We start from the raw sequence: 15,054 nt of genomic DNA on the forward strand, positions 1-15,054 counted from the left end.
TGGGATAATTTTTTGCAGCCTCTGTCGGCGTAGGCACAGCAAGCAAGAAAAATTTGTACCAGCCTCATACGATAATATCGTGTATCCACTTTATTCAGTATCGATTATATATAGGTATCAAAATATATAAGCGTCAAAATAAAGCTTTTCAATAAAGTTAGGAATAAAAAAGATAGCTGATGACAGTAAAGAAAAATTACTCATTGATGATAAATTGATAACGACAGGGGAATAGCGGTATGGCAGATATGAATAATCAGAACGACAGTGTCATGACTAACGACAATACCGATGTTAACGACCTGAATATGCACCAAATGACCCAGCTTAACGCAGCCGATAGCGCAACAGAATCTAGAACAGAACAGCTTAGCCAGCAGCTGACTGACATTGCATGGCAGCGCTCAGAAGATGGTGGCTATTCGCCCAGTAGTTATATCAATCGTGATTTGTCCTTATTGCAGTTTCATCTGCGGGTCTTAGCGCAAGCCGCCAGTCCTCACCATCCGCTACTTGAGCGCTTGTTTTTCTTAATTATTTTTTCATCCAACCTCGACGAGTTTTTTGAGATTCGTGTCGCGGGTATCATGCAAAAACTCAATATAGGTGACGTATCGACCAGTGCTCATGGGATGCGTCCTAGTGAAGTGCTAAACGAGATATCCGTTATCACGCATGATGCCATCGCTGAGCAGTATCGTATTCTTAACGAAGACATCTTGCCTGCGCTCGCCAAAGAAGACATTCGATATCTAAAACGCGATGAGCTGAATACTGAGCAATCAGCATGGATGAAGCGCTATTTTACAGAACAAGTCTCACCAGTGCTGACACCCATTAGCATTGATCCTGCGCATCCGTTTCCGAGGTTGGTGAATAAAAGCCTCAACTTTATCGCTACATTAGAGGGCAAAGATGCCTTTGGTCGCGATATCAATCTTGCGATTGTCCCAGCGCCACGTAGCCTGCCACGGGTCATTCGTCTGCCGGATGAGCTGACTGGTGGTAAAGAGCACCATGTCATGCTGTCCGCCATCATTCACGAGCACATCGGTGAGCTGTTCCCCGGTATGCAAGTGACAGGCTGCCATCAGTTCCGCCTCACGCGCAATGCTGATCTGGACTTAGCAGATGATGTCGAGGATATTGCCAAGGCATTAGAAGGCGAGCTTGAAAATCGCCGCTTTGGCGACAAAGTACGGCTTGAAGTGACGACTGATTGCCCAACACCGATTAGCGATTATCTTCTCAATGAGTTTGAGCTACATGACAATCAGCTATACCGTGTCAATGGTCCAGTGAACTTAACGCGCTTGCTATTTGACTTTAATATACCCAAGCTGCGCTATGAGCCTTTTACCCATATTGTGCCAAAGCCTTTTCGCCGTGAGCTGGACAAGCTTGATAAAAGCACCAGTATATTTTCTGCCATGCGCAAAGGCGATGTCTTGGTACATCATCCTTTTCATGCATTTTCACCGATTATCAATCTACTTTGGGAAGCGGCTAGTGACCCCAAAGTATTGGCGATTAAACAAACCCTGTACCGATCAGGCACCAATTCAGAAATCGTCAAGGCGCTGGCTGCTGCTGCCCGAAATGGTAAAGAAGTCACGGCTGTCATCGAACTACGCGCCCGTTTTGATGAAGCGTCCAATATCGCTGTCGCCAATTTTTTACAAGAGGCTGGGGCAGTGGTGGTTTACGGGATTGTTGGCTACAAGACCCATGCCAAGCTGATGCTCATCGTGCGCCGAGAAGACGATCGCATTCGTCGTTATGTGCATCTCGGCACCGGTAATTATCACGCAGCCAATGCCAAAGTCTATACCGACTATGGCTTGTTCAGCGCTGACCCTGATATCTCAGAAGATGTACATAAAATTTTCCAAGAGCTGACAGGCATGGGTAAACCTGCTAATCTAAAAAAACTGTTGCACGCACCATTTACGTTGCACGAAAAGTTAATGAGCTTTATCGATGATGAAATTACTCATGCCAAGGCTGGCAAGCGCGCACATATTATTATCAAAGTGAATGCTTTGACCGAACGTCGTCTGATCGATAAGTTATATGATGCCTCGCAGGCAGGTGTCAAAATAGAATTGATTTTGCGCTCCATGTGCTGTCTGCGTCCACAAGTAAAAGGCCTATCTGAAAACATCACCGTACGCTCAGTCATCGGGCGCTTTTTGGAGCACACACGCGTTTATTACTTTTATAATGATGGTGATGAGCGCTTGTATTGTGGCAGTGCTGACTGGATGGATCGCAATCTATTCCATCGTGTCGAAGTCGCTTTTCCGATTGAAGATAAAAAACTGTTCAAGCAGGTTTATCAAGATGGTCTGCTCAATTATCTACAAGATAACGTCCAAGCATGGCTACTTAATGGCGATGGGGCGTGGCAGCAAAGTCAACCAGCCGCCGATGAAGCACCACATATTGCCCAAGATCATTTGCTACGGGTGATCAATCATGTCGGTGAGCCAATATAGATAAAGGTTTCGCTTATCTTGTTTGCTAATGCTGTAACTTGTGACTGCCTGTTTAGTGTCGCCACACGTATGACTGTCCTGTGATGACGTTAGCCCTATAAAAGCCCTATAAAGGCCCTATAAAGGCCCTATGATTTATTGAACCAAGCGTTGGCTACGACCGACGCTTGGTTTTTTTGCGCTCGGATAAGTTACAAACTGTCTTGTAACCTCACATTTATTCACATATTGATACGGCAGTACACTGGTGCGCTGTTGGTTGGCTTAACTATAATTGATGACAGTTCTACCGCTATCGCACAGATATTTTTAATAAAAAATCATACCGAGATGCTTACCTTTGTAGAATGTTATTCAATTTTACAAAGGTAAGTGTACAAAGGATGGCTGGTTTACTAAACAACGATAATAATAGGAATTGCACCATGAGTAACACTAACAACGATACTTCAGACATTAAAAAAGCAGCAGAGCAGGTTGATGATCATCAAATTGAAAAAAATTTAAATCAAGATAAAAAGGTAGATGCTCCTGAAGAGCTGAGTAAAGAAGAGCAAACCTCTTTTATTGATGATGAGCTACGGACCGATAAGTAAGCAGCAGTTTGAACGATATCAATAACAATGATATCAATAACAATGTTAAATATTAAATAAAGAGTTAACACCATAAACGCGAGGGACACGCTATGACAGTCAATACAAAACCAAATAATAAAGAGAAAGTATTGCTCGATGATCCCGTAGCATCAGAACCGCAAAACACTAAAGAAAACACCAAAGACAGTTATAAAGGTCGTAAACACGAACCTAATATCGATGGACCACAGCAGGATTCACAGGAAACAGACGAGATATATTCCGACCCACGTGAAGAAGAAAACTTACCAGCAGGTGGCAAAAACGTGGCGGATCTCAATGCTCATGATTTGAGTAAAAATAACAACACCTAGTATTTGCATGACTGCTTGGTATTTTCTATTAATTAAAACGCTGACATTATTCGTTGGCCTCCTAACACGATAAGGACATGACTATGCAACCGCAAGATCCTGCGCTAAGTAGAACCGCAATTGATGATACTAATGTTGAGGCAATGCATAAAGAACCCGTCAACAACCATGACGACGTCGAAAGCCATACGAATCAAAACAAAGGGACTGATACATTAAAGGAAGAAGTCGTTGATTCAGAGCACGTGAATGATAATGATAATCCCGCGCGTCAGCCTGACCGCCGAGATCAGCAGGGCAGCAGTCCGTTTGATGACAATATCAACGAAGATACCGTGGGCAGTGAAGCGCCAAAAAGTGAAGGCATCACGGACATGAATAGATATGCCAATATTGACAATGCACAAACTCGCGTCTTAAACTCAGATGAAAAAGACTGATTTTTTAGCAATATATTTCTGAGTATTATTAATACGAGTATCGTCAAGTTATCGAGTGCTCGATGTGAAAGATAATTATTATAATAAGGATCGGTTATGAATAAGTCTAATGATACAGTTAACCATGATAACCTTAAGCTCAAAGATGCGGATGATAATAATGGTATCGTCCCTGATGATGCATTACAAAAGGCAAATCCAGCCGCTGCAGAACAAGCGACTGACGATCATGATCCGCATAATGTCGCGAAAAATCACAAACAGTATGACAGCCCGCTTATGGAAGATAAGAAATAGTCATAACTGACTATTATATTCTGTAGTGATAAATAAAAAAGCTAACGCTAGGCATGGTTTAAGACGCTAGTGCTGGCTTTTTTATGCGATCGATATGGGTACTTTTATATAGCGCTTATTTAACAAAATCTGCCAGCTTAAACGCTAAGCAGGGGTGCCGCTGTGAAAGCGCAGCTCAGTATCAGGACTGGATATCAACTCTGCTTCTACTGCTTTAAAAAATGCGACGCGCTCATCGATATTGTCATCAGATAGCGATTGTGCCAATGCCAAATAATCTTCGAAATGGCGGCTTTCTGACTTCAATAAGTAGCGATAGTATTTTGCCAAACGCTCATCGTCGATGACGTCGGCAAGAGCGGCAAATCGCTCGCAAGAGCGTGCTTCGATAAACGCACCAATGATTAGCACGTCGACCATCGCTGCTGGCTCATGAGTACGCTTGTGCTTGAGCAACCCTTTGGCATAACGCCCCGCACTCAGATATCTCCACTCTTGCTCGCGCTCATGCATGATGCCGAGCACTTGCTCATAATGCAGCATCTCTTCACGTATCAGCTGTGCCAATTTGCGCTGCAAATCATACGAGAACTCATAGCGGAATAAAAGATTCATCGCCGTACCAGCGGCTTTTTTTTCGCAATTGGCATGATCTTGAATGATTAATGGCACATCCGCAGTAGCCGCATCTACCCACGCCTGTGTGGTTCGCGAGCCCAAAAAGTCATAAACAGCGGATAGGTCGACCTTAATAGGGGTGCGCAGTTGTGCGATGTCGGCACTCTCTTTTTCTATACAGTCTTTTTCTACACTGTTTTCTTCTATATTATCTTTGTCTATAACGTCTTCTACACGATTGTGGGAAGCAACGTCATCTTTGCTGTTGCTGGGTTTCATACTTTCTTTATTCATAGTCTTTGCCATAGTGGAATGTTAAACACTTTTTAATCAAATATTAAAAGTTAAATAGATAACCGTTGAGCATAAATAGAGGCTGTAATGATTACTTACAGTTTATAATGAGCTTATAGCTGCCTGCCTCTCAAACAATGGTTATTGCCTCAAAGATAGATGGCTCATAGAGTATCATTATTATACAGCCTAAGTATTTACTTAGTGAATGGCGTTTCCTTGTTTATTTTATTATTTGATAGTAGGATGAGATTTTGCTTTTCAGGCATTTTGTCTTACTATTGATTATCATTTAGTAGCGGCTAATGCGCATTATATCAATTGCCAATCCTGTATCAAAACACAAGATTTATAGACCAGATCTTCTTAAAGACGGTCCAAAAATCATAGATGCTACATTAACCAGATGTTGTATCAAACAGATTTTGCACTAACCAGATATCATATGAGCAGCTGCCCGATTATAGCTGACAGTAGATATTATTATGTTTGCTATTTATCCACTGTAAAGCAAACTAGGCATAAATGCTGCAAGGGCACAAATTTTCCAATCATTAGAGTAGCAACCTAGCATTAACACACCTCACGAACAGATAAGGATAACAATATGAGCCAGTCTTCTAACGCCAACCGTGTTCAAAAAGGCATTCTTGCCATCGACCAGCAGATGTATGACTTTATTGAAAACGAAGTGCTGCCGAAAGTCGGTGTTGATTCAGAAAGTTATTGGTCAGGTTTTGAAAAAGTCATCAAAGAGTTTACTCCGCGTAATAAAGCGCTGCTAGAAACTCGTGACAAGATTCAAGCGCAGATTGATCAGTGGCACCTGCAAAACCCTGCCAAAGACGGCGAAATTGATTACCCTACTTATAAAGCATTCTTAAAAGAGATTGGCTATCTGTTACCAGAAGGCGATGATTTTAAAGTTAGCACGCAAAACGTTGATGATGAGATTGCTCATATCGCAGGGCCACAGCTGGTCGTGCCAGTCCGAAATGCTCGCTACGCACTCAATGCGACGAACGCTCGTTGGGGCAGCTTATACGATGCTTTGTATGGTACTGATGTCATTAGTGATGATAATGGCCAAGAAGCGAAAGGCGGTTATAATCCGACTCGCGGTGCGGCAGTTGTCGCCTATGCCAAAGCATTTTTAGACGAGCATTTTGCCTTAGCGTCAGGCTCGTATAACGATGTGACCAGCTTTAAAGTGCTCGATGGCAAACTTGAAATCGTCCAAGGCGATAGCAGCACTGAGCTAAAAGATACCGCCAAATTTGTTGGTTTCGTTGGTGAGGCTGAATCTCCTACTGGCATTTTATTAAAAAATAACGGCTTACATGCTGAGATTCAAATCGATGCCAATCATCCGGTTGGTAAAGATGACCCAGCAAACATCAAAGATGTGTTATTAGAATCAGCGATTACGGCGATTCAGGATTGTGAAGATTCAATCGCTGCTGTCGATGCAGAAGAAAAAGTAGAAGTATATCGCAACTGGCTGGGCTTAATGAATGGCGACTTGCAAGAAACCTTTGAAAAAGGGGGCAAGACCAGCACTCGTAAGCAAAACCCAGACCACGAATATAACACCCCAGATGGTGGAAAGCTGATCTTACCTGGCCGTTCACTATTACTTATTCGCAATGTCGGTCACTTGATGCAAAACCCCGCAATCTTAGTTGATTTGGGCAATGGTCAAGAACAAATCTTTGAAGGCTTGATGGATGGCTTGATTACGCCACTATTGACGCTCAATGATTTGAAAGGCAAAAATGAGCTATCAAACTCACGTAAAGGCTCGATGTATATTGTGAAGCCAAAAATGCACGGCCCTGAAGAAGTCAAAATGGCCAATGACTTGTTTAACGCTTCAGAAGATTTATTAGGGCTTGAGCGCAACAGTCTTAAAATCGGCATCATGGATGAAGAACGTCGTATGACGGTCAACTTAAAAGAAGCCATTCGCCAAGCGAAAGAGCGCGTTATCTTTATTAACACCGGTTTCCTCGACCGTACTGGCGATGAGATGCATACCAGTATGAACGCAGGGCCTTTTGTCCCTAAAGGTGACATGAAGTCACAAGCATGGCAGCCAGCCTACGAGCAGTGGAACGTTGATATCGGTCTGGAGACTGGCCTACAGGGTGTCGCTCAGATTGGTAAAGGCATGTGGGCGAAGCCTGATGAGATGAAAGAAATGATGGATACCAAGGCCGCTCATCCTAAGTCTGGTGCGAGTACGGCGTGGGTACCATCGCCAACGGGTGCAACCTTACACAGCATGCACTATCATCAAGTTAACGTCGCTGATGTACAGGACAGCCTAAAATCACGTGAGCGTGCCAGTTTAGACGATATCTTGACCATCCCATTGGCAAAAGACACCAACTGGACAGACGAAGAGAAACAGCAAGAGCTTGAAAACAATGCTCAGGGCATCCTAGGTTACGTCGTACGCTGGGTAAACCAAGGCGTTGGCTGTTCTAAAGTCCCTGACATCAATGACGTTGGTCTCATGGAAGATCGTGCGACCTTGCGGATATCGAGCCAACACATTGCCAACTGGTTGCATCATAACGTCGTGAGCGAACAGCAAGTGATGGATACGATGAAGCGTATGGCAAAAGTCGTCGATGAGCAAAATGCAGGTGATAGTGACTATCAGCCAATGGCAGATAACTTTGGAGACTCTTATGCGTTCAAAGCGGCTTGTGATTTGGTGTTTAAAGGTCGCGAGCAGCCAAGTGGCTATACTGAGCCACTATTGCATCAAGCACGTCTTGATCTCAAAGCAAATGCCTAAAACGATAGATTAAGTATCATGTTTGCTCATGTAGCCTAAGTGCTATTTAAGCCTCTAGGCGTGATCAGGCATTGATGTATCTTACCCGTTTGTGACTGTCATATGTGTCAGAAATATGACAAACAGTTCTTTATGAGCGCTATTTATTTGTCAATAAGTAGCGCTTTTTTTGGGTTAATGTATCGTATTTATTACCGCCAATTAATATTATCAGTAATGATATTAATTAATGACTATCGTATCTATTTGAGTCGATAGGGGTTTTTTCATAACGGTTCAAATATGACAAAGCATTTGTTATTCGAGAGTAGATGTATCGAAAAAGCAAAAAAAAATGTTGCAAATTATGTCAAAGTTGTTATGCTTGTATTCGAAGTATGAGTTTGGTAACGGATGTTACGCAACGGAGTGATAAAGACCAAAGATTACATGGCAGTTACGTTTTAATCCCAGTCATGTGAGTCATGGTTTTTTTTGTCTTATTGTAGTAGAAATTCGCCACACTTGTTTTAGACCAATCTCGGTAGCCAGTTACACATTATATCTTTGAGGATTTGTGACGATACCATTATGGGCGCCGGCTAATCATAGCTTGCTCATTACTACAATTGTAAAGTGGAGATACCCCATGAAAAAACTACTTTTAGCTACAGCCATCGCAGCCCTATCTGTATCTGCAGCCAACGCAGCACCTACTGTTTATGGTAAAGCTTTCGTTACTGCTGACTATGTAAACGCTGAGCGTGACGGTAACGATGATCAATTCGACGTAGATAGTGATTCAGTACAAATCAACTCAAACATTTCACGCCTTGGTTTTAAAGGTTCTGAAGCAATGACGGCTAACACTGATGTTATCTATCAGTTAGAGTATGGCATCGCTATCGATGGTACTGATGACAACATCGGCTTAAAGAGCCGTGATACTTACCTTGGTCTAAACAACAAAGACTTCGGTCAGTTCCGTTTTGGTCGTAACTATTCAGTAACTGACTACATCAACAACGTTACTGTTACTGAAGGTTTTTGGGATAACCTAGGTGTTAGTAATCTGGATATGGAAGGCGATGTTCTTGATGCTGTAACTATGGCTGATGGCGGCCGTGTCAATGACTCTATCGTATGGATTGCCCCTAAATACAACGGCTTGCCTTTAGAGCTTGCTCTTCAGTATGGTGCTGATGAGTCATTTGTTTCTGACAATGACGACCGTGACAGTGGTTATGGTGCTTCATTGATGTTTGACCAAGGTACAGGCTTCACTGCTGGTGTTGCTTACGAAAAAGACATGAGCCAAGCTGGTGATCTTTTACGTGGTAGTGCTACTGTTGATCTAGGTAAATACATGGCTTATCCAGTTATGCTAGGTGCCATGTATCAAGTAGCTGATTTCGATGGCGGCGCTGAAGATGAAAAAGGTCTAATTGTAAGCGCTGAAATGGGTCTAGCTAACTTTGCTCGTCCAGCATCTGTATATGTACAGTACAATGGTACTGAAAACTTGGCTGGTTTTGATAACCGTGATTCAGATCAAGTTGTTGTAGGTGGTAAGTACAACTTTAAAGACAACATGATTGCTCATGCTTATGTTGGTAACAACTCTGCTGAAGACAAGAATACCAATACTGATCTTGACGTATTCGCACTTGGTGGCGGTCTAGAATACTTATTCTAGTATCACACTCAAGTAGATAGTATAAAAAGACTCATCCTTCGGGATGAGTCTTTTTTTATATGAAAAAAGAAAGTAGCCCTTCATTTTAATCGTTCTTAAAATAGATAGTTACAGGCATGTAAATTTTGTTTTTTCATCTTACTGTAATATTTGCTTGATAAAGTAGTGTCTAAGCCGTTCTGGTGGCTCGTTACATATCATGGTCTTGGAGTTTTGTAGCAATACCATTGTATATGTCAGTCAATCTTAGCCAATTTATCACTCAAATCGTCAAGTGGAGATACCCTTTGAAAAAACTACTTTTGGCCTCAGCAATCGCAGCGCTATCCGTTTCTACTGTTCAAGCCGCACCAACGGTTTATGGCAAAGCATTCGTCACTGCTAACTATGTCAACGCTGAGCTTGATCGTCAGTCTATGGATCTGCCTAACGACACTATCAATATCAATGAAGACAGCAGCTCAGTACAAGTCAGCTCACATTCTTCACGACTAGGGTTCAAAGGGTCTGAAGCAATAACTGCTAATACCGATGTGATTTATCAATTAGAGTATGGTATTAAAATAGATGACAGTGGTAGCAGCAACATTGGCTTTAAAAGCCGTGATACCTACCTAGGTTTTAAAAATAAAGACTACGGTCAATTTCGCTTTGGTCGCAACTACTCAGTTTCAGATTACGTCAACAACGTAACCGTTAATGAAGGTTATTGGGATAATATCGGCTCAAGCTCTCTTGGTGGTGATGGTACACTGAGTGAAGCGCTTACCTTGACTGATGGTGAGCGTATTAATAATTCAATCGTATGGATTGCACCCAAATACAATGGTTTACCATTAGAGCTTGCCCTACAATACGGTGCTGATGAGTCTTTTGTCTCTGATAGCGATGATCGTGACAGTGGCTTTGGTGCTTCATTGATGTTTGATCCAGGTACTGGCTTTACTGCAGGTGTTGGTTATGACAAAGACATGAGCGTCACAGGTGAGATTCTACGTGGTAGTGCCAGTGTCGATTTGGGCAAATACATGGCTTATCCAGTGAAGCTAGGCGCGCTATACCAGCAAGTTGATTTTGATAATTCAGATGATGAAGAGAAAGGGTTGGTCGTTAGTGCTGAGATGGGTCTAACTAACTTTGCTCGCCCAGCGTCTGTTTATCTTCAGTATGATAAGACTGAGAACTTGGCTGGCCTTGATGGCAACGACTCAGACCAAATCGTATTGGGCGGTAAATATAAGTTCAAAGACAATATGATTGCTCATGCTTATATCGGTCAAAACTCTGCAGATTTAGAGAACGGTCTGCTCGTTGTTAGAAACAATGCTGATGACACCATTGACTCAGTTAAAGCTCGTGGTGATGCGGATGTATTTGCTATCGGTGGCGGTTTAGAATATAAATTCTAACTCAATATAGTCAGTTTAATATAAAAAAGAGACAGTGTGACTGATATAAATTTTTGTAGCCTCTGTCTGCACTTGCACAGCAAGCAAGAAAAATTTGTACCAGTCACGCATTATAAGGTCGTGTATCTATTTTATTTAGTATCGACTATATGCTGCATAAATACTCTGCTAAAAAGCTCATCCTTCGGGGTGAGTTTTTTTATTATGCGGTTTTAATCAATAAACATTGAGCAAAAACTAAGAGTTTCGGATAGTTTGCGCTTTTGCCCTATATTTTTTGGCGTATCTTTAGTAAAATCCTTCTTTACCAATTACCGAAAGAGTACTATGACCAAGTTTATATTTGTGACCGGTGGGGTAGTGTCCTCACTAGGAAAAGGTATCACTGCTGCTTCTCTTGCTGCGATACTTGAAGCGCGCGGTGTGAACGTGACAATGACCAAGATGGATCCGTATATTAACGTCGATCCAGGTACCATGAGTCCGTTCCAGCATGGCGAAGTGTTCGTCACTGAAGATGGGGCGGAGACGGATTTAGATTTGGGTTATTATGAGCGTTTTTTACGCCACTCTAAGATGAGTAAGAGTAATAACTTTACCAGTGGTCGCATCTATCAGAATGTACTGAATAAAGAGCGCCGTGGTGAATATCTGGGCGGTACTGTGCAGGTTATCCCGCATATCACTGATGAGATTAAGAGCAAAATCCTTGCCAGTGGTGAGGGTTATGATATCGCTATTATTGAGATTGGTGGTACGGTCGGTGACATCGAGTCACTACCCTTTATGGAAGCGGTACGCCAGATGCAAGTAGAGCTAGGTCGCAATCGCGCCATGCTGATGCATTTGACCTTGGTACCTTATATTGCCAGCGCCGGCGAAACCAAAACCAAGCCTACCCAGCATTCGGTTAAAGAGCTTCGTTCTATTGGTTTACAGCCTGATGTCTTAATTTGCCGCTCTGATCATCACATCTCACAAGACAATCGCCGTAAGATTGCGTTGTTTACCAATGTCGAAGAACGCGCGGTCATCATGTGTGAAGATGCGCAAAGTATTTATCAAATACCGCGTACCCTTTATGAGCAAGATCTTGATGATTTGATTTGTGAGCGCTTTGGTTTGGATGTACCTGAAGCAGATTTGAGCGATTGGGACAAAGTCGTTGAAGCCCAGCTCAATCCTGAATCAACGGTCACCGTAGCGATGGTCGGCAAATACGTCGAGCTGCCTGATGCGTACAAGTCAATTAACGAAGCATTATTACATGCTGGTATCACTCATAAAGTAGATGTGAAAATTGATTATATCGATGCCGAACGATTGGAAGGCGACGATGTTTTATTTGCACAGCTTAATGATGCCGATGCTATCTTAGTGCCCGGTGGCTTTGGTGAGCGCGGTACCATGGGTAAAATGAAAGCCATTACTTATGCTCGCGAAAACAACGTGCCATATTTGGGTATTTGCCTTGGTATGCAGTTGGCCGTTATCGAATACGCACGTAATGTGATGAATATCGATGCCAACTCTTCTGAGTTCGATCGCAAGACTGCTGAGCCAATCATTGGTCTGATCACTGAATGGTTAGATGAGCGCGGCGAGCTACAGATTCGCAGTGACGACTCGGACCTTGGTGGCACCATGCGTTTAGGCGCACAGCAAGCCGAGCTAGTCGCTGGTAGCAAGCTGAGCCAAATCTATGGCGCTAGCAATATCACTGAGCGTCATCGCCATCGTTATGAGATGAACAACCGTTACATCGAGCCATTAGAGCAAGCAGGCATGACGATATCGGGTTATTCTGCCAAGCAGCATTTGGTTGAGTCGGTTGAGATTAGAGAGCATCCATGGTTTGTTGCCGTACAGTTCCATCCTGAATTTACCAGCTCGCCACGTGGTGGTCATCCACTATTTAACAGCTTTGTGAAAGCCGCAAAAAATCATAGCGAAACAAAGTAATCGTTAAAATGTAAAGTGTTGTGAAATATAGTGTGAAAGCGTTATTTTCACCAAAAAAGACTGATCTACGGATTGGTCTTTTTTTTGCTTAATTTGACGGGTGATAATGGTTGTTTAGATATTCTTTTAGTTAGCGATATCTAATTACGCTTGGATACTTTTTTTAATTGGGCTATCGGTTACAATATGGGATAAACGTGTTGATAACAATAAAGAGGACAAGGGTTTCATGGAAAATCTATTAACAGCGCAATCACATATTCAGCTTAAGACTCCGAATAATAACACCATTAATATTGGTAACGATCAGCCCTTTGTGCTGTTCGGTGGTATGAATGTCTTAGAGTCCAAAGAATTGGCGTTCGAAATTGCTGAGCAGTATGTCGAGATTTGTCAGCGTTTGGGCATCGGCTATGTGTTCAAGGCCAGTTTTGACAAGGCCAATCGCTCAAGCCTGCATTCGTATCGAGGCCCAGGTCTGGAGAAGGGTATCGATTGGCTGGGACAAATTAAAGAAAAGTTCCAAGTGCCTATTATTACTGACGTGCATGAGCCGTATCAAGCAGCGCCCGTCGCTGAAGTTGCTGATATCATCCAATTGCCCGCTTTTTTATCGCGTCAGACTGACTTGGTGCATGCGATGGCGAAGACCGATGCGATTATTAATATCAAAAAAGCGCAGTTTTTAGCGCCGCATGAGATGCGCCATATCGTCAATAAATGCCTCGAAGGTGGTAATGACAAGCTGATACTTTGTGAGCGCGGTAGTGCTTTTGGTTATAATAATTTGGTCGTCGATATGCTGGGCTTCGATACCATGAAGCAGATGGACATACCGGTATTTTTTGATGTCACCCATAGTTTGCAGCAGCCGGGTGGTCGTAGTGATAGCGCCGGTGGACGACGTGAGCAAATCACGACACTTGCACGTGCAGGTATGGCAACTGGATTGGCAGGGTTGTTTTTGGAAGCGCATCCAAATCCAGAAACCGCAAAATGTGATGGTCCGTGCGCCTTAAGAATGAGTCAGTTAGAGCCATTTTTACGTCAGCTTAAGCAAATTGATGATCTCGTTAAAGGCTTTGAGATATTAGATACTCATTAATAGTATAGATTATAAGAGGGTAAGATAATGGCCATACAAGTTGCACAAGTCAGTATTGAAAATATCGATGACGCTGAAGGTCTTGATAGCTTGATGACTGCACTTAAGAATATTACAGGAGTCACTGCGATTGAGCTTGACCCTGATAACGACGTTGCAACCGTGCGCTATGATGATACCGATACCAGCATTCACGCCTTAACTGCCGCGATTAGCATGGTCGATTATGTTACCCAACCGTTTCCTATCGATGCACCGCAAAATCCACATCATGATGATTAGCGTTGAGCAAAACATTCTTTGATGATAGGTCTTTTAATAAAGTAACAACCAAACAGTCTTGTTACTGAGGATGATAGCGCTTATGCTTGTTTAGTGTAGCTTTGATAAGTTTTAAAACGTAAATATTAAAGAACAGCTATCAAGGTTATTTTCACTAATAAAAATAAGGAGCCGAACATGGCAAACCAAACACGTATCATTAAAATCGACGGCATGACTTGTGGTGGTTGTGTGGCTAGTGTCCATAACGCCACCGCCGATATTGATGGGCTAGATGATATCAGTATCGAGCTTGCAGACAATCAAGCAACGGTCACCTTTGATGATAGTAAAACCAGTGCAGAAGTCATTGCATCAGCTATCGATGACGCTGGCTTTGATGCTACCGTTGCTAACGCTTAATCTTATCCATTTGTATAAAAAACCGGCTATCATAGCTGGTTTTTTAATGGTTAAAAATTATTGATAGTAGCGTCAAAATATAGAGCTATCCTTTTCAATATAGCTGAAGAAGTCAAAGAAATTAAATAATTTGAATGACTACCAATCATGACCATTTAGGATCATTATTTAGCATTATTGCCATTACTGATGATAATAGCATGCTAATTATTCGATTCGATTACAGTAATATTCAATAGCAGAATGTTTTACTTGTTTGACTTAGATGTCCCCTCCACTGGGTTGTTGTTTTAGCTCAGACGACCTTATAACGC

General features: G+C 42.5%; 13 protein-coding genes. 12 read left to right on the forward strand and 1 reads right to left on the reverse strand.

Annotated elements, in window-relative coordinates:
• Positions 1–308: 308 nt before the first annotated feature.
• The 5 genes from ppk1 (at position 309) to RH96_RS01335 (ending at position 4,187) form a co-directional block, all read left to right on the forward strand.
• Complete coding sequence (gene ppk1 / locus RH96_RS01320) at positions 309–2,498, forward strand: polyphosphate kinase 1 (protein ID WP_081501562.1); 2,190 nt, start codon at positions 309–311, stop codon at positions 2,496–2,498.
• A gap of 425 nt (positions 2,499–2,923) precedes the next feature.
• Positions 2,924–3,094: a hypothetical protein gene (locus RH96_RS15105; protein ID WP_010196338.1), complete on the forward strand. Its 171-nt coding sequence runs from the start codon at positions 2,924–2,926 to the stop codon at positions 3,092–3,094.
• A gap of 92 nt (positions 3,095–3,186) precedes the next feature.
• A complete protein-coding gene (locus RH96_RS01325; protein ID WP_010196341.1) occupies positions 3,187–3,450 on the forward strand; it encodes a hypothetical protein in 264 nt (87 codons plus the stop codon).
• A gap of 83 nt (positions 3,451–3,533) precedes the next feature.
• The gene (locus tag RH96_RS01330; RefSeq protein WP_010196343.1) at positions 3,534–3,890 is read left to right on the forward strand and encodes a hypothetical protein; all 357 of its coding nucleotides are present in this window, start codon (positions 3,534–3,536) and stop codon (positions 3,888–3,890) included.
• Between the two features lie 96 nt (positions 3,891–3,986).
• Positions 3,987–4,187 carry a hypothetical protein gene (locus RH96_RS01335; protein WP_010196344.1) on the forward strand — a complete coding sequence of 67 codons (201 nt, stop codon included), beginning with the start codon at positions 3,987–3,989 and terminating at the stop codon, positions 4,185–4,187.
• 144 nt (positions 4,188–4,331) lie between these two features.
• On the opposite strand, the gene RH96_RS01340 is transcribed toward RH96_RS01335, so the two are convergent.
• Complete coding sequence (locus RH96_RS01340; RefSeq protein ID WP_010196346.1) at positions 4,332–5,099, reverse strand: tRNA-(ms[2]io[6]A)-hydroxylase; 768 nt, start codon at positions 5,097–5,099, stop codon at positions 4,332–4,334.
• A 607-nt stretch (positions 5,100–5,706) separates the two neighbouring features.
• Here RH96_RS01340 and RH96_RS01345 point away from each other — a divergent pair.
• From RH96_RS01345 to RH96_RS01375, 7 genes are all read left to right on the forward strand, one after another.
• Complete coding sequence (locus RH96_RS01345) at positions 5,707–7,905, forward strand: malate synthase G (protein WP_010196348.1); 2,199 nt, start codon at positions 5,707–5,709, stop codon at positions 7,903–7,905.
• 628 nt (positions 7,906–8,533) lie between these two features.
• Complete coding sequence (locus RH96_RS01350) at positions 8,534–9,580, forward strand: porin (protein WP_010196350.1); 1,047 nt, start codon at positions 8,534–8,536, stop codon at positions 9,578–9,580.
• A 287-nt stretch (positions 9,581–9,867) separates the two neighbouring features.
• Positions 9,868–10,989 carry a porin gene (locus RH96_RS01355; protein WP_010196352.1) on the forward strand — a complete coding sequence of 374 codons (1,122 nt, stop codon included), beginning with the start codon at positions 9,868–9,870 and terminating at the stop codon, positions 10,987–10,989.
• Between the two features lie 327 nt (positions 10,990–11,316).
• Positions 11,317–12,951 carry a CTP synthase gene (locus RH96_RS01360; RefSeq protein ID WP_010196354.1) on the forward strand — a complete coding sequence of 545 codons (1,635 nt, stop codon included), beginning with the start codon at positions 11,317–11,319 and terminating at the stop codon, positions 12,949–12,951.
• A 229-nt stretch (positions 12,952–13,180) separates the two neighbouring features.
• Positions 13,181–14,056, forward strand: coding sequence for a 3-deoxy-8-phosphooctulonate synthase (gene kdsA / locus RH96_RS01365; RefSeq protein ID WP_010196356.1), 876 nt, complete (start codon positions 13,181–13,183; stop codon positions 14,054–14,056).
• A gap of 27 nt (positions 14,057–14,083) precedes the next feature.
• Positions 14,084–14,338 carry a heavy-metal-associated domain-containing protein gene (locus tag RH96_RS01370; RefSeq protein ID WP_010196357.1) on the forward strand — a complete coding sequence of 85 codons (255 nt, stop codon included), beginning with the start codon at positions 14,084–14,086 and terminating at the stop codon, positions 14,336–14,338.
• Between the two features lie 177 nt (positions 14,339–14,515).
• A complete protein-coding gene (locus RH96_RS01375) occupies positions 14,516–14,740 on the forward strand; it encodes a heavy-metal-associated domain-containing protein (protein ID WP_010196358.1) in 225 nt (74 codons plus the stop codon).
• Positions 14,741–15,054: the final 314 nt, after the last annotated feature.

The sequence above is a fragment of the Psychrobacter sp. PAMC 21119 genome, assembly GCF_000247495.1.
In the GTDB taxonomy this organism is placed as follows: Bacteria; Pseudomonadota; Gammaproteobacteria; order Pseudomonadales; family Moraxellaceae; genus Psychrobacter; species Psychrobacter glaciei.